The organism is Bizionia sediminis, assembly GCF_042684585.1.
GTDB classification, from domain to species: Bacteria; Bacteroidota; Bacteroidia; order Flavobacteriales; family Flavobacteriaceae; genus Algorimicrobium; species Algorimicrobium sediminis.
Map to the genome: position 1 here is coordinate 153458 of NZ_JBHULS010000002.1, position 16306 is coordinate 169763.

Genomic DNA, 16306 nt, shown 5'->3' on the forward strand with positions numbered 1-16306 from the left:
TACGTTGTAAATTTAATTCATAAATAGCAAAAAACAAGCCAAATTTTAGTTAAGAAATTTTGTCAGTTTACACACACATAATTCCTAAAAAAAGAGTTTCGCTACTTACGAAACTCTTTAAAATTATAACCTTATTTACTTTTAGTATTACCCAACTATATTCACAATTTTACCCGGAACAACAATTACTTTTTTTGGTGAGCGTCCAGCCAATTGAGCAATTGTTTTTTCATGTGTCATTACCGCTTTTTCAATGGCATCTTTATCCATGTCCAACGGAAGCTCTAAAGTAAAGCGCATTTTCCCGTTAAAAGATATTGGGTAATTTTTAGTACTTTCTGTTATATACGATTCATTAAAATCAGGAAATGCCGCCGTTGTAATACTGGTTTTATTACCTAGCTGCTCCCAAAGCTCCTCTGCTATGTGCGGTGCATAAGGTGCTATTAAAACCAGTAAGGGTTCTAAAATTTCTCGGCTACTACACTTTAAGGCTGTTAACTCATTTACGGCAATCATAAAGGTAGATACAGAGGTGTTGAATGAAAAACTTTCAATATCCTCGGCAACTTTTTTTATGGTTTTATGAAGCACTTTTAGTTCCTCCTTACTTGGGGCCGCGTTGGTTGCTTTTACGCCATTGGTACCAACATATAATTTCCATAATTTTTTAAGAAATCCGTGAACTCCAGTAATACCCGCAGTATTCCACGGCTTATATTGTTCTAGGGGTCCTAAAAACATTTCGTATAAACGCAAACTATCTGCTCCGTACTCCGCACAAATACTATCTGGATTAACCACGTTGTATTTAGATTTAGACATTTTTTCAACCTCTCTACCTACTTTATACACATCGTTATTCCCTGTAATAATCGTACCGTTTTCTCCAATAAAAATGGCGTTTTTAAAGTCCTCGCCAAATTCGCCATCGGTTTTTAGGCCTTCAATATCCAACTCATCGGAGGCATTTACATATTGTACTTTTACATGAATGGGCATGGGCACCACAATCAGGTTTTTTAAGGTTGTGGCATCTGGCAAGCCTGCAATTTTGGCAAGAGTCGTTTTTAGTGTTTTCAAGGCCGCTTTATCGGCATTTAAGGTACCCTTACTAATAAACGCTGAATGAGAAACATAAATATTTTTCAGTTTTGGCAACAACTTGGAGCCAAGCGCTTGATCCTCTTCCGGGTTTTCAAACATATAACTTAAACGGTATACAAAGGCACTAGTGCCTAAAATCATACCCTGATTTATAAGTTTTTTAAAGGGCTCACTTACGTTAACAAAACCTCTGTCTTTCATGAATTTCACCCAAAAACGTGCGTACAGAAGGTGTCCTGTAGCATGCTCGCTACCACCAATATACAAATCTACATTTTCCCAATACTGTAAGGCTTCTTTACTAGCAAAATGGGTGTTGTTGTGCGCATCCATATACCGGAAAAAATACCAAGAGCTACCTGCCCAACCTGGCATGGTATTTAATTCCAGAGGAAAAACGGTTTCATGGTCTATAAGACTGTTATTTACAACTTTTAAATTTTTAGAATCCCAAGCCCAAACATCGGCACGGCCCAGTGGGGGTTCGCCAGTTTCGGTTGGTAAATATTTTTCAACTTCAGGTAGGCGAATAGGCAACTGATTTTCAGGAATCATTTGAGGCATGCCATTTTTGTAATAAACTGGAAAGGGTTCGCCCCAATAGCGTTGTCTTGAGAAAACTGCATCGCGCAAGCGGTAATTGGTTTTTCCTTTTCCTTGTTTTATCTTTTCTAATTCAGCAATAGCGCGTTTAGAAGCTTCGGCTCCAGTTAGGCCATTTAAAAAATCGGAATTAGCAATAATGGTATTGGTTTTATCTGTAAAAGCTTCTTCAGAAACATCTACCCCTTCAAATATATTAGGAATAGGCAAATTAAAATGTTTGGCAAAGGCAAAATCGCGAGAATCGCCACATGGTACAGACATAACAGCTCCTGTTCCGTAGCCCGCCAACACGTAATCGCCAATCCAAATAGGTAGTAGTTTTTGAGTAAAGGGATGTTTTGCGTATGCACCTGTAAACACACCTGTTATGGTTTTTACATCGGCCATTCTATCGCGCTCACTTCGTTTAGCAGATTTTTCAATGTAGGCTGCCACTTCTTCTTTTTGGGTATCTGTGGTTATTTGTAAAACCAGGTCGTGCTCTGGTGCTAAAGTTAAAAAAGAAACACCATAAATGGTATCTGGGCGCGTTGTAAAGACGTTAATTAAACTATCTGAACCAGCTATTTGAAAAGACACAGAGGCGCCAACGGATTTCCCTATCCAATTACGCTGACTTTCTTTTAGGGCATCGGTCCAGTCTATTGTTTCTAAATCTGTTAACAAGCGGTCTGCATAGGCAGAAATACGCATAGACCATTGGGTCATTTTTTTTCTAATAACCGGATGGCCACCGCGTTCCGAAAGGCCGTTTACAATCTCGTCGTTGGCTAAAACGGTTCCAAGCGCCGGACACCAGTTTACCTCTGTTTCTGCTAAATAGGCCAAGCGGTAATGCAATAAAATTTCCTGTTTCTTTTCGGAAGAAAAATCGCGCCATGTTTGTGCTGAAAAAATAGGTGCTTCATCGTCGCAAACCGCCTCTACGGATGCGTTCCCTTCTGCTGCAAAAACAGCTTCCAAATCGGCTATTGGATAGGCTTTATTGCCATGTTTGCAGTACCAAGAGTTAAATAATTGTATAAAAATCCACTGGGTCCATTTATAATAATTTGGATCCGAAGTGCGCACCTCGCGACTCCAATCGAATGAAAAGCCAATTTGATCCAACTGTTGCCGGTAGGTTTTAATATTTTGTTCGGTAGTAATAGCCGGGTGCTGCCCTGTTTGTATGGCGTACTGCTCGGCAGGTAAACCAAAACTATCATAGCCTTGCGGATGCAAAACATTAAACCCCTTGTGCCTTTTGTAGCGCGCATAAATATCCGAAGCAATATAACCTAAAGGATGCCCAACGTGTAAACCGGCACCACTTGGGTAAGGAAACATATCTAGCACATAATATTTGGGTTTATCGGATTTATTTTCTGCTTTAAAAGTTTGGTTTTCAGACCAATACTTTTGCCACTTGGCTTCTATTTCGGTAAAATCGTATTGCATATGATGTTATTTTTGGTAAAAAAACATTTTTTATTAAAACGGGAAAGCGTTTCCCTTGGCTGTATTGCCCTTATTTAAAGTAAAACACCCATTTTAAAGCCGCAAATTTAAACTTATTATAACAATGTTGAAAGTTTAAACGTTGTAATCCGTATGGAATTGGTTTTCTTTTATATTTTTACCACACTAATGCGTAGTATTTATGAGCTCATCTTTTGAAAAGTACCAAAAACGCCGATTAATATCGTCTTATTTTTCTGTGGTTTTAAGTATTGGCCTGGTTTTGTTTTTGCTAGGCTTACTTGGCATGCTGGTTTTAAACGCTAAAAAGGTTTCAGATCATTTTAAAGAGCAAGTGGTAGTTACCATTTACCTGAAAGACTCAGCTAAAGAGGTTGAAACAAAGCAACTAGAGAAAAGTTTGGCCATGTCTGCTTACGTAAAATACACCGAGTTTGTTTCCAAAGAGGAGGCCGCCGAATCCATGAAAGCTGAAAACGGCGAGGACTTTATGGCATTTTTAGGATACAACCCTTTGCAAAATTCCATTGATGTATATGTAAAAGCAGACTTTGTAAACGCCGAACAACTGGAGCAAATAGCAGACGAAGCCCTTGCAAAAAGTTTTGTAGATGAAGTACGCTACGATAACGACCTTGTTAATTTAATGAACGAGAATGTTAAAAAAATTAGTTTTTGGGTGCTTGTAATAAGTGGCTTGTTTACCCTTATTGCTGTTATTTTAATAAATAGTTCCATTCGGTTATCGGTTTATTCCAAACGTTTTACAATTAAAACCATGCAAATGGTTGGAGCTACTAAACAATTTATTAGACGGCCTTTTGTCTGGAAAAGCGTTAGGTTAGGCGTAATTGGTGCCCTACTAGCCATGATTGGCATGGCCGTGGTGTTATATTATGTTAACCAAACCTTTCCTGAATTAGAATTGTTGAACAACCAGATACATTTAGGGCTTTTATTTATTGGTATTTTTGTTTTAGGAATTATTATTACCTGGATAAGTACTTTTATAGCCACACAGCGTTTTTTAAATTTAAAAACAGACCAACTTTATTATTAAATGGATTCTTTTAAAAGTAAATTTAGAAATTGTTAACGCCATTATTTTAAATAAAACACGTACTTTGCAACCAGCTATATGGCTTTTTCAAGTATTAAACAGCACGACAAGTAGCACAGATTAACACCGTATTATGGGCGAACAAAAACGAAAAAATGAAGCACAAACCGAATTTATTTTCGGAAAGAAAAACTATACTTTCATGCTTATTGGCCTGGCATTTATTGGCATTGGCTTTTTATTAATGTCTGGTGGCGGTAGCGATGATCCTAATGTATTTAGTGATGCTATTTTTCATTGGCGCCGTATTAGGCTAGCACCTACATTAGTTCTACTGGGCTTTGCCATAGAAATTTATGCCATTTTATTAAATCCTCATAAAAAATAAAAGCGCTTTTTGCTAGTTTAAAATAGCTATTCTTTAAAACTAAACACCTGTTATTCATGACTGTTACCGATGCTGTTATACTCGGCATTATTCAAGGACTTACCGAGTTTTTACCGGTATCCTCTAGTGGCCATTTAGAAATAGGAAAAGCCCTTTTAGGCGACCACTCTATTCCAAAAGAAAGTCTTTTATTTACGGTAGTTCTGCACTTTGCTACTGCCTTAAGTACCATGGTGGTTTTTAGAAAAGATATTTGGCTTATTGTAAAAGGTGTTTTAAAGTTTGAATGGAACGAGGATTTACAATTTGTTTCAAAAATTGCCTTATCCATGGTTCCTGCGGTACTTATTGGCCTGTTTTTTGAAGCGCAACTAGAGAGTCTTTTTGGTGGCAACCTGCTATTAGTAGGGTGCATGTTGCTGGTAACTGCTGGCTTATTATTTTTAGCAGACAAAGCCAAAGACACGCACAAAAAAGTGAGTTTTAAAAATGCTTTTATTATTGGTATTGCGCAAGCTATTGCCATGCTTCCTGGAATTTCGCGTTCTGGAGCAACCATTTCTACTTCTGTGCTTTTAGGAAACGACAAAACCCGAGCGGCCCGATTTTCATTCTTAATGGTTGTTCCGCTTATTTTTGGAAAAATAGCTAAAGACCTTTTAAGTGGCGATTTAACATACGAAGCCTCTAATTTTACCTACCTTAGTGTTGGTTTTATAGCCGCATTTGTTGCAGGTCTTTTTGCTTGTACATGGATGATAAGCTTGGTTAAAAAAAGTAAACTTTCTTATTTCTCCGTGTATTGTGCCATTGTTGGTATTATTGCTATAATTTACACCCTAAACACATAACATGAAAACCGCGGAAGACTTCCAAACCGGCCAAGTTTTATTAATAGATAAACCCTTACACTGGACATCTTTTCAAGCGGTTAATAAGCTGCGCTGGGAAATTAAACATGCCCTAAATATTAAAAAAATTAAAGTTGGCCATGCCGGCACTTTAGATCCGCTTGCAACGGGTTTGCTTGTTATTTGCACGGGTAAAATGACCAAGCAAATAAACACCTACCAAGGACAAGATAAAGAATATACCGGCACCATTGTTTTAGGTAGCACCACGCCTTCCTACGATTTGGAAACCGACATTAATGCCACATTTCCTACCAAACATATTACCGAACAAAGCATTCTGGAAACCACCAAACAATTTATAGGAGCTATTGAACAGTTACCGCCTGTTTTTTCGGCAATAAAAAAAGAAGGAAAACGCCTTTACGAATTTGCTAGAGCTGGCGAATCTGTTGAAATAAAACCAAGAACCGTACATATTTCTGAATTCGAAATAACCAAAGTAACTGGTTTAGAGGTTCAATTTAGGGTGGTTTGTAGCAAGGGCACCTATATTCGTTCGCTGGCTAACGACTTTGGAAAAGCTTTACAATCTGGCGCACACTTGTCTGTTTTGCGACGTACTAAAATTGGCGACTTCCATGTAAACGACGCCCTATTGCCTGAAGATTTTATAAACAGCCTAAAAACCAAATAGTTGTTTTATACGTATCTATTACAAACGTATCTTTAATAAAAAACACTTCTTACATGCGGCGTATTTCGGACTCCTATAAGGCTGGAATATTATCGGGCTCCATTGCAATAGTGGTAATGGCCCTGCTATTTTCATTTAAAATTACACCCATTACCAAACAATTAGCCACAAGTTACTACGTTATAGAACCAGAAACAGAACCCCATTTAGAATCCGAAAAAACAAATATTCAAAAAAATACAAATTTAAAGCCAAACAAAACCAATAAGGCTTTTAACGAAATGCAAAAATCATCACAATTTGCGCCAGCTTTTCAACCCATTGCACCACCAAAGGACTATGTGTTTACAAAAGAAAAATATACCGAAGCACAAAAAAATGCCAACAACAAGGCACCAATACAAGATAGCCACATTTTAGAAAGTGATTTAAACGCTTACCAAATAGCAAATGCCTTGCTACATGAGCAACAAAGTTTAACTCAAGCACAAAAGGCCAATACACAAAGCAATGTAACTTACGCCCTACGCAACCGAACCCATATACATTTACCAACACCCGCTTATTTGTGTGAAACCAGCGGACAGGTTATTATAACAATAACGGTAACTAATTTAGGCACAGTTATAAATCCAATAGTAAATACCGCTGCATCTAGCAAGAATAAATGCTTGCAAGAACACGCGCTAGCTTACGCCAAATCTGCACGTTTTAATGCTATTAGCGCGCAAAAAAATCAAATTGGTAGCATCACTTTTTATTTCGAAGGGAAACATTAAACACCTAGCATATTTAACAAATCTGCAATGGTACTTTGGCCTTTATCTTTGTTGTACCAAGCTTGTAAATCTTCTTTAATTTCAGGTGTAATTTTGCCATGTTTAGCCTTAAAATCGGCAACCAACTTGGTGGCTCCAGCAGGTCTTGGTCCAAAAGTATCCAAAATAGCGCCTGTTTCGGTATCCATCATGATTAATTTTGGAATGGATTTTCCGCCATTTGTTAAAAACTGATTCATTAACATATCATTGGTATCTCTTAAAACAACTTTCAAAGTAATTTTATCCGATTTTTCTGCAAGTTTTGCAATGGCAGGCACCACATGAGCAGCATCGCCACACCAACTTTCCGTAATAACAATCCAGGTAACCGGTTTTTTAAATTTGGCCACGCGTAAAACCGCATCGTCTGTAACTTTTATGGTTTTATCCCAGCGTTTCATACGCTTGTCGTTTAACAGCGTGTAATTGGCCATATCGGCAGATTTATCGGCACCTGTTGTACTGTTAGCGGCAACCAATTCTTGCACTAATTTCCGATAATTTTCGTAAGTATAGCTGGTTTTTAAGCTTGTTTCAATAATATTTAAAATGCTTGTATCGTTTACTGTTTCCATGGTTTAATTATTAATATATTTCAAAGGTAGGCAGTTTTAAAACAAAACAGTGTAACCCTTATTACATAGTCCAAAAATATAAGGCTTTTTGGATGTTTATTATGATTAATATCAGTAAGTATGTCTATATTTAAGTTGAAAACTTACAAAACCAATAATCGTTTATGACACAACAAAAATGCGCCTGGTGTTTAGGTGATCCTGACTACGAAGCTTATCACGATCGTGAATGGGGCGTCCCTGTTTACGATGACGCTGTTTTTTTTGAATTTCTATTATTAGAAACTTTTCAGGCAGGGTTAAGTTGGATTACCATACTAAAGAAACGTGAAAATTTTAAAGCTGCATTTAGCAATTTTAACTACCAAGACATAGCCCAATACCAACAGACTAAAATTGACAGTTTGCTGCAAAATTCAGGTATTGTTAGAAATAAGCTAAAAATTAAAGCGGCCATTACCAACGCTAAATTATTTATGAATGTCCAAGCAGAATTTGGGAGTTTTAGCAATTATATTTGGAATTTTGTTGATGGAAAACCCCTAGTAACTAGCATTAAAAGCTACAAAGATGCGCCAAGTACTTCGGACCTATCTGACGCCGTTAGCAAGGATTTAAAAAAACGTGGTTTTAAATTTGTTGGAAGCACCGTTATATACGCCTTTTTGCAGGCAACCGGATTAATAAACGACCATGAAATTAGTTGTTTTAGGTATACAGATTTAAGTTAAATGAGCGTTGAGAAGTTAATTTAACAAGTGTGCATACCATATAGGTGTAAGGGTTATTTTAAAAAGTTTAAAAACGCTTCACGCGAAATAGCTTCTGCACCTAAACGTTCCAGATGGTTGGTATACACCTGGCAATCTATAAGTTTATAATTGGTGTTTTGTATAAAAGTAATTAATGCCACCTTACTGGCATTGCTAACTTTAGCAAACATGCTTTCGCCACAAAAAACGCCATTACCTAAATCGACACCATTCAAGCCACCCACCAAGTTACCCGCTTGCCAAACCTCAACAGATTTTGCATAACCCGCTTTGTGCAAATTGTTATAAGCAGTTATCATACCATTGGTAATCCATGTTCCTGCTTGACCGCTTCGCTTGGCAATAGCGCATTCGGTAATAACTTGATTAAAATCTTGATTAATAGAAACAGTAAAATGAGCATTTCGCAATACCTGTTTCATACTTTTAGACACTTTTAAGTTTTCTGGAAACAGCACAAAACGCGGATTTGGCGACCACCACATAATAGGTTGACCAACTTCAAACCAAGGAAAAATACCAGACTGGTAGGCCAGTAGTAATCGTGGCACCAATAAATCGCCACCAATAGCCAGCAACCCATCCTCTTTAGCTTGACTTACCGGTGGAAACCAGATTTCTGAACCTAAAATATGCATAAAACTAAATTCCTTAAAAACGCTTTTTAAATGGCTAAAAACATAAAAACCTCAACATGTAAATATTGAGGTTTTATATACAAACTGGTTGTTACCGTTTAAAATGGTAAATCGTCGTTATCGTCTTCATTTAAATCGTTTGCAGGCTCAAAAGCTTGTGCTGGTGGCACAGGTGGCATTTCTGGGTTAGAAGCACCAGCTGCAATACCTTCAATGCGCCATCCTTGAATGGAATTAAAATATTTGGTTTCGCCTTGCGGATTTACCCATTCGCGGCCACGTAAATTAATACTAATTTTAACCTGCTGTCCAACTTGAAAATTATTTAATAAATCTGTTTTATCTTGAACAAACTCGACCATAATATGTTGTGGATACTGCTCTTCTGTTGTAACAACTAGCTCTCTTTTTCTAAAACCATTGGCGCCAAACGTTTGGGTATCTCCAATTAGTTTAATTCTTCCTTGTACTTCCATTGTAAATTAATTTTCTGTGTTATGCTAATAATATTTTCCAAGCACTCATTATATCGCCAAAACTCAAATAATTTTGTGCTAATTTATGTTTTTCTCTATGTGAGGCGGTTTTTATGTTTGGATAGTTTTGGCCTAATGTATTTATAAACGCCTGAACCTCTTCTGGATTAGGTAAGGCTTCTACGTTTGCCAGCATACCCAAATCGTTTCCTGTTAAAATCATACTATTTTTTACATGATCTGGCAAGCTATCTACGCCCATTCCTAGTGTAGACAATGGCTTTGGAATTTCAAAAAACCCATTTTTAGCACGGCTGTAATAACTGCCTCCTGCTCGCGCAACCAAATCTAATTTATGCTGATCTATTTGCCCATCAGCGTCTAAAATATTTTTGTCTATATAAAATTTAAGCACCTCGCAAATTACTAAATTACCCGCACCACCTTCGGTACCTAATTGCATAACATCTGTAACCCGACACTCAAATTGCACCGGCGATTCGGCCACCCGAAAAGGTTTTACCTTATCGGATTTCAACATACTAAAACCTGCTTTTTCAAACTCGTTTACACCCGCAGGATAATCGGAACTACTTAAGGACATTTGGTGCACCATATCGAAGCTTACAACATTTATAACCACTTCCTTAGTTACTAAAACATTTTCCAAGGTATGTTTAGTTGTATTATTGCGCACCCGGCGTGCAGGCGAAAAAATAAGTACCGGCGGATTGGCACTAAAAACATTAAAAAAACTAAAAGGCGATAAATTAGGCTTCCCATTAGCATCCATAGTACTGGCAAATGCAATAGGCCTTGGCGCCACAGCACTTAATAAATAGCTGTGTAACTTGCCTGTAGATAATTGGTTAGGTTCATATGAAATCATGGAAACTTTATTATTTTGCACAAATGTAATTAATCTAGTAACGAACTAAAAACGATTTGGATATCATCTGGCACAATATTATTAACAGAATTCCATTATATTTAATTTTAAAACCACATTATGCTGTTCTATAAATACCAAAATGCCACACGTTACATCATTGTTGCTGCCAGCTTTGTAATTATAACATTAATACTGTGGAATACATTTGTGTTTTTTCAATATTTTAAAGAAGAACAACGCCAAAAAATGGATATTTGGGCTTTTGCACAAACCGAATTTCAAAAAAATATGTTGGACGACGATGTAAACCCCATGGTTTCTCGTGTTTTAATAAGTCAGAACGACAACCAAATTGTGGTGGTAGATGCCAAAGGAAATATTGGTTTAACAAATAATATTGAAGACAAGTGGCTTAAAAACCCAAAAAACTCCCAACAACTTATTGCTAATTTGGCTGCGGAGAATAAGCCCATTGAATTGTCGTATATAGACCCCGAAACAAACAAAAAAGTTCATGATGGTTATTTGTATTATGGTAATTCGCCATTAATTACCAAACTAAAATACTACCCCTTGGCGCTGTTGCTTATTATTATTTTATTTGGTGCGGTAGCCTATTTTTTTTACCGAAGCACCAAAACCGCTGCACAAAATAAACTTTGGTCTGGAATGGCAAAAGAAACGGCGCACCAAATTGGCACGCCGTTGTCGTCCTTAATTGGGTGGACAGAAATTCTGAAAACCGAACATGTAAACCCGGATTATATAACAGAAATAGAAAAGGACATTAGCCGACTACAAACCATTACTGAACGCTTTAGTAAAATAGGTTCGTTACCTAAATTAGAAAAAGCAGATATAGTTGCCGAAACGGTAGAATCTTTCGATTATTTAAAAGCACGGGCCTCCAAATTAATTGAATTTAAAATTGATGTACCCGCGCAACCAATATATGTACCTTTAAACAAACAACTTTACAGTTGGACCATTGAAAATTTAGTTAAAAACGCCATAGATGCCATGCGTGGCAGAGGCACCTTACTTATTGCAATTTCGCAATTGGAAGACAATGTAAAAATAACCATTTCAGATAGCGGTAAAGGGCTTCCTAGAAATCAATTTAAACGTATATTCGAACCCGGATTTACAACTAAAAAACGTGGTTGGGGATTAGGTTTGTCCTTGGCTAAACGAATAGTTGAAGAATTTCATAACGGTAAAATTTATGTACTTGACTCCGAGTTAGATAAAGGTACGCGGATGCAAATTGTGTTTAAAACAAGTTAATGTATGGACCCAAAATTTATTACAATAAAAGAAGTTGCCATTAATAATAATTGCCCGGAGTGCTATAGCGCCAATGGTTTGCATTTTACGTTTAAACAAAAGTTTGTAGAAACTACTTTTTACAAATCGTTAACCACCGCAACGGCTCACGAACTTTTTTGTAAAACTTGTAACAATATTATTTATCCGGTAACTTGGACGGACGACATTGACCGTGTTTTTGAGTACCACCAACGTGCATTCAAACCTAAAAAACCGTCGGTTAAATTAAAAAAAATAGCCTGGATAGCAATAGGCTTACTTTTAGGCATAATAGCAGTAGCCATAGTGGCCACCGTAGTATTTATGCAATTATAAATGAGCCTGTATGGCTGCTGCTATGGCTTTAAAATCTGCGTCAGTTAATTTTTCTTTATTTAAAAAGCGGGCATCTTCCATAGTGTTTAAAGGAATTAAATGCACATGTGCATGCGGCACTTCCAAACCAATAACTGTCATCCCCACGCGTTTACACGGTATGGCTTTTTGAATAGCAATGGCAATTTGCCTTGAAAAAGCCATGAGACCATGGTAGGTAGTTTCGTCCAAATGAAACAGATTGTCCACCGCTTCCTTTGGTATGCATAAGGTATGCCCTTTAGCGTTTGGATTAATATCTAAAAAAGCAAAATACTTATCGGTTTCTGCAATTTTATAGCAAGGTAATTTGCCGTTTATTATTTGTGTGAATAGTGTTGCCATAGGTATAAAACTTCTTGTAAATATAAAAAGATTCCCGTTTTATGAGAATCTTTTTAAGTAATTATTGTTGTTTTTGAAGCTGCTATTTAAAAACCCAGCACCTTCCTTATCTAGTAATTTCCAAAATATGAAATTTCATGGTGCCGTTTGGAACCTGGACTTCGGCTATATCGCCAACCGATTTGCCTAACAATCCTTTTCCTATTGGCGAATTAACCGAAATTTTGCCCGAGGCTAAATCCGCTTCACCATCGGCCACCAAAGTATAGGTCATTTCCATACCGTTTGTATCGTTTTTAATACGTACTTTGGATAGCACCAAAACCTTGGAAGTATCTAATTGCGACTCATCAATTACGCGTGCACCGGCTAAAATAGCTTCTAATTTAGCAATTTTCATTTCCAGCATTCCTTGAGCTTCCTTTGCGGCATCGTATTCTGCATTTTCACTTAAATCCCCTTTATCTCGAGCTTCTGCAATAGCCTGCGATGCTTTGGACCGTTCCACATCTTTTAATTGGCGCAATTCGTCGCGTAACTTCTTTAATCCTTCAGGTGTGTAATAAGATGTTTTACTCATAACTTCATGGTTTATAATAATAAAAGATGCTGAAAACAAATTTCGTATCTGGTTGAAATTTGCTCAGCATAAAAAAATCCCGCTTTCACGAGATACTTACAAAGTTACATATTTTTTTTGATTTTTATCTGTTTGAAAGCTGTTAATACTTTGGTAAAGCACGGCTTAAAAAACAACTAAAAAACCTAACCAATCTTATAAATTAGAGGTAATAAATGCCTATTTAGCACTTTTGTTGTACCTTGCAAGCTAATTTTAAACGCAATGAAATACCCATTTTTACTCGTTTTAGTTGTTTTTATTACCTTGTCCTGCAGTAATAACGACGACAATGTAATTAGGCAAAATGAATACCTACCTAATTACGCTTTTGATACTGGTTCGTTAATTAATACCAACTTACCACAGTACAGCGATTTGGAGTTTCCAAACAACTATGTAGTGTTAAACAACAACTATGGTATAAACGGTGTAGTTGTTTTTTACGCAGGAGGCAATAACTACAATGCTTTTGAACTATCCGACCCTAATCATATTCTACGCGATTGCTCCAAACTAACCGTTACGGGGGTTATTGCTACCTGCTCGTGTAGCAATGCCAATTCATACGATATTTTAACAGGACAACCACAAGAAGGTACCATTGGGCAATATGGCTTAAAGCGTTATTTTGTTGAAAAAACAGGGAATATTATTCGGGTGTATAATAATTAGAAGCTACTTTAAAACACCCGTAAAGTTCATTGGTGATACAGACTTTTAATAAAATAGCACAGCCAAAAGGCAAAAGGGTTAGGCACCTGCTCTTTAATCCAAACCCATAAAAAAAGACTAATTAAAAAATGTAATTAGTCTTTTTTTTTAGTCATCTATTACTGCTGAAAGGCATATTATGGTGTTAAAACCATGTGGAACCAATTTTTTTATACCTTTAGAACTTCAGGGTCATCCCTATTAAAAAATTAGTAGTAGCTTGAGGGTAAAAACCGGCACCCTCTATAGAAGCTACTTGTCCTGGATTGGACCAAGTATCGTCATAGGTATAGTAATATCCGTTGGATACGTATTTTACATTAAATAGGTTGTTTACTAAACCTGAAAACAAAATAGATTTCAAAAACGGTTTAGAGTCTTCATTGCTGTGAAATAATAGTTCGTAATTAAGGCTTAAGTCGTTAATAAAATAGCTATCCAATTTTGACGCTTCGGCCTCTGTATTACTCATAAACTGATCGCCAACATACTTACTTAAAAGTGTTAGTTGTAAATTATTGTTTGGCTGAAAGGTTAAGGCATTGGACGCAATCCATTCTGGAGAGAAAGAAATAGCTGTTTTACCAAAATTCACCAAACTACCATTAAATTCTGTAATAGTTTCCTTATTTTTATTGGAGCTCCAGGTTACACTTGGTTGTACGCGCCACTTTTTAGCTATTTGAACAGCTGCTTCCAGCTCGACACCCAAACGATAACTCTCGCCACTGTTAGTTCGGATTGGATTTCCAGATTGGTCTATATTTCCGGTTAAAACCAACTGCTCGTTATAAAGCATGTAATACATATTGGCGTTAAAGCGAAAGGTTTTATTGTCATGACGCCAACCCAATTCAAAATCGTTTAGCTGTTCTGGTTTTACCTTGGTATTATTTTCAAAGTCGTCTCGACTCGGTTCTCTGTTAGCACGTGCATAGGAAACATATAAGCTATTTGCTGTATTTAACCTATAATTTAAGCCTGCTTTCGGATTAAAAAACGTGTAGTTCTCGTTAACTTGAAACAAGGCTCTATCTGAATTTAAGCCGTTTACTTCATAATCTACCAAGCGTAATTGTAAATCGGCAAACAAACTTAATTTTTCATTGAGTTTAAAGGTTCCTTTTCCAAAAAAATTAATATCGGTTTTTAGGCCTGTATTGTCGTAATATCTATCGGTGTTCCTACTATTGCTGGCAAATTGTGCCCAAATAATTTCGCCAAAATGGCTGCCGTCGTAATAGCTATAAGACCCACCAAAATTAACATCCACATTATTATTTTTATAGTTAGCATTGGCATTTATAACATAAAAGTCGTTGTCCAACCAACGTCTGCGCACCAAGTCGGTTTCTGTAATGGTTTCGCCACCAATTGTAATTGGATTTAAGCCGTAATCGGCAAAATCGGCATCTTCTTTATATTGCTCAAAATAACCTCGCCCTGCTGTGTAATTTAGAGCCATATTGGTAGACCACACATTATTAAAACGTTGGTTCCAGTGCAATTGGTAATGATCTTGCTGGTAATTGTCTACTTCATTTTCGTAGAACCTAATGGTGCCATTTTCGTCTGTATATTGGCCTGCCGTATTATAAGTTCGGTCGTTTTTCAATTTTTCTAAATCCTCCAAACCGTTCCATGATTGGTAGGTTATTTCTTTTCCTGAAAAAGTAATAGCCTTTATAAGCGTATTGGCTGTTTTATAGCTTCCTTGCAAGAAATAAGATTTTAAGTCGGATGTTGCTCTATCTATATAGCCATCCGATTTAATGTTGGAAAAGCGGCCAGCAAATTCAATTTTGTCTTGTAACAAGCCTGTACTAAACTTTAAGGTATGTTTACGGGTGTTATAGCTACCAAAGGAATTGGCTAATTCTGCATAAGCCTGTTCTGAAACGGCATCGGTAAGCACATTAATACTGGCGCCAAACGCTCCTGATCCGTTGGTAGAGGTACCCACACCACGCTGTAGCTGCAAACTTTCAATGGAAGAGGCAAAGTCGTTTAAATTTACCCAGAAAGTACCCAATGATTCGGCATCATTGTACGGAATACCATTTATAGTTACATTGGTAGACTGGGCATTAATGCCTCGCACCCTAATTCCGGTATAGCCTACCCCTGCTCCTGCATCCGAGGTAGTAACAACAGAGGGCAAATAGTTAAGTAATATAGGAATATCCTGTCCCAAGTTACGGGCCTCAATAGCTTCTTTGGTTAGGTTTGAATGTGTAATGGGCGAGTCGGCCTTTACCCTAACCGAACGAACAAGCACTTCGTCCAGTGTTTCTAATTGTGTGGAGTCTTGAGGTTTTTCTTGCGAAAACACACCAACAGATGTGGTTAAAAAAATAGTAAACAAGCCTACTTTTTGATAGTGCTGCCAGCCACAAACTGACTTTTTTTTGAATAAAAATTTCATCCGATAAATAAATTTAGCGAATAAAAAGAGGTCATTATTCCGATTAAAAAATTGATTTTTTTGTTGCTGTATTTCCATACATGCAACATGACATTGTCATTGTTTTTCCTAAACAGCATTACCTGTTCTAGGTTCAATGGGTATGATCTCAGCCGTTTTTAGGCACCCCTTTATG

The 16306-nt window shown here is 37.0% G+C and carries 17 protein-coding genes; 9 read left to right on the forward strand and 8 right to left on the reverse strand.

The window, feature by feature from the left end:
• Window positions 1–147 precede the first annotated feature (147 nt).
• Window positions 148–3153, reverse strand: a complete 3006-nt coding sequence (locus ACFSQP_RS05170) for a leucine--tRNA ligase (RefSeq protein WP_376892336.1) — start codon at window positions 3151–3153, stop codon at window positions 148–150.
• Window positions 3154–3355: 202 nt separating this feature from the next.
• Here ACFSQP_RS05170 and ACFSQP_RS05175 point away from each other — a divergent pair, with 202 nt between their 5' ends.
• The 5 genes from ACFSQP_RS05175 (at window position 3356) to ACFSQP_RS05195 (ending at window position 6949) form a co-directional block, all read left to right on the forward strand.
• The gene (locus ACFSQP_RS05175; protein ID WP_376892338.1) at window positions 3356–4234 is read left to right on the forward strand and encodes a cell division protein FtsX; all 879 of its coding nucleotides are present in this window, start codon (window positions 3356–3358) and stop codon (window positions 4232–4234) included.
• A gap of 133 nt (window positions 4235–4367) precedes the next feature.
• Window positions 4368–4622 (forward strand): DUF3098 domain-containing protein, encoded by a 255-nt coding sequence (locus ACFSQP_RS05180; protein WP_376892339.1) that lies wholly within the window; start codon window positions 4368–4370, stop codon window positions 4620–4622.
• 56 nt (window positions 4623–4678) lie between these two features.
• Complete coding sequence (locus ACFSQP_RS05185; RefSeq protein WP_376892341.1) at window positions 4679–5473, forward strand: undecaprenyl-diphosphate phosphatase; 795 nt, start codon at window positions 4679–4681, stop codon at window positions 5471–5473.
• A 1-nt stretch (window position 5474) separates the two neighbouring features.
• Entirely contained in the window at window positions 5475–6170 is a 696-nt protein-coding gene (gene truB / locus ACFSQP_RS05190) for a tRNA pseudouridine(55) synthase TruB (protein ID WP_376892343.1), read from the forward strand.
• Between the two features lie 53 nt (window positions 6171–6223).
• Complete coding sequence (locus ACFSQP_RS05195; protein ID WP_376892345.1) at window positions 6224–6949, forward strand: energy transducer TonB family protein; 726 nt, start codon at window positions 6224–6226, stop codon at window positions 6947–6949.
• On the opposite strand, the gene ACFSQP_RS05200 is transcribed toward ACFSQP_RS05195, so the two are convergent.
• Window positions 6946–7566 (reverse strand): thioredoxin family protein, encoded by a 621-nt coding sequence (locus ACFSQP_RS05200; protein WP_376892346.1) that lies wholly within the window; start codon window positions 7564–7566, stop codon window positions 6946–6948. The genes ACFSQP_RS05195 and ACFSQP_RS05200 overlap by 4 nt on opposite strands.
• 164 nt (window positions 7567–7730) lie before the next feature.
• Here ACFSQP_RS05200 and ACFSQP_RS05205 point away from each other — a divergent pair, with 164 nt between their 5' ends.
• Window positions 7731–8297 (forward strand): DNA-3-methyladenine glycosylase I, encoded by a 567-nt coding sequence (locus tag ACFSQP_RS05205; protein ID WP_376892348.1) that lies wholly within the window; start codon window positions 7731–7733, stop codon window positions 8295–8297.
• A 53-nt stretch (window positions 8298–8350) separates the two neighbouring features.
• Here the strand turns inward: ACFSQP_RS05205 and aat are convergent, their stop codons facing one another.
• From aat to ACFSQP_RS05220, 3 genes are all read right to left on the reverse strand, one after another.
• The gene (gene aat / locus ACFSQP_RS05210; RefSeq protein ID WP_376892349.1) at window positions 8351–8977 is read right to left on the reverse strand and encodes a leucyl/phenylalanyl-tRNA--protein transferase; all 627 of its coding nucleotides are present in this window, start codon (window positions 8975–8977) and stop codon (window positions 8351–8353) included.
• Between the two features lie 98 nt (window positions 8978–9075).
• Complete coding sequence (locus ACFSQP_RS05215; RefSeq protein WP_376892350.1) at window positions 9076–9453, reverse strand: DUF3127 domain-containing protein; 378 nt, start codon at window positions 9451–9453, stop codon at window positions 9076–9078.
• A gap of 19 nt (window positions 9454–9472) precedes the next feature.
• On the reverse strand, window positions 9473–10342 hold the full coding sequence (locus ACFSQP_RS05220) for a flavin reductase family protein (protein ID WP_376892352.1): 870 nt from the start codon (window positions 10340–10342) through the stop codon (window positions 9473–9475).
• A gap of 120 nt (window positions 10343–10462) precedes the next feature.
• On the opposite strand from ACFSQP_RS05220, the gene ACFSQP_RS05225 reads away from it, so the two are divergent.
• Window positions 10463–11632 carry a sensor histidine kinase gene (locus ACFSQP_RS05225; protein ID WP_376892353.1) on the forward strand — a complete coding sequence of 390 codons (1170 nt, stop codon included), beginning with the start codon at window positions 10463–10465 and terminating at the stop codon, window positions 11630–11632.
• A gap of 3 nt (window positions 11633–11635) precedes the next feature.
• On the forward strand, window positions 11636–11989 hold the full coding sequence (locus ACFSQP_RS05230) for a hypothetical protein (protein ID WP_376892354.1): 354 nt from the start codon (window positions 11636–11638) through the stop codon (window positions 11987–11989).
• Here ACFSQP_RS05230 and ACFSQP_RS05235 read toward each other — a convergent pair.
• Entirely contained in the window at window positions 11984–12373 is a 390-nt protein-coding gene (locus tag ACFSQP_RS05235; protein WP_376892355.1) for an HIT family protein, read from the reverse strand. The genes ACFSQP_RS05230 and ACFSQP_RS05235 overlap by 6 nt on opposite strands.
• 106 nt (window positions 12374–12479) lie before the next feature.
• The gene (gene greA / locus ACFSQP_RS05240; RefSeq protein ID WP_376892357.1) at window positions 12480–12953 is read right to left on the reverse strand and encodes a transcription elongation factor GreA; all 474 of its coding nucleotides are present in this window, start codon (window positions 12951–12953) and stop codon (window positions 12480–12482) included.
• Window positions 12954–13217: 264 nt separating this feature from the next.
• Here greA and ACFSQP_RS05245 point away from each other — a divergent pair, with 264 nt between their 5' ends.
• Complete coding sequence (locus ACFSQP_RS05245) at window positions 13218–13667, forward strand: hypothetical protein (protein WP_376892358.1); 450 nt, start codon at window positions 13218–13220, stop codon at window positions 13665–13667.
• A gap of 217 nt (window positions 13668–13884) precedes the next feature.
• Here the strand turns inward: ACFSQP_RS05245 and ACFSQP_RS05250 are convergent, their stop codons facing one another.
• Window positions 13885–16131, reverse strand: a complete 2247-nt coding sequence (locus tag ACFSQP_RS05250; RefSeq protein ID WP_376892359.1) for a TonB-dependent receptor — start codon at window positions 16129–16131, stop codon at window positions 13885–13887.
• Window positions 16132–16306: the final 175 nt, after the last annotated feature.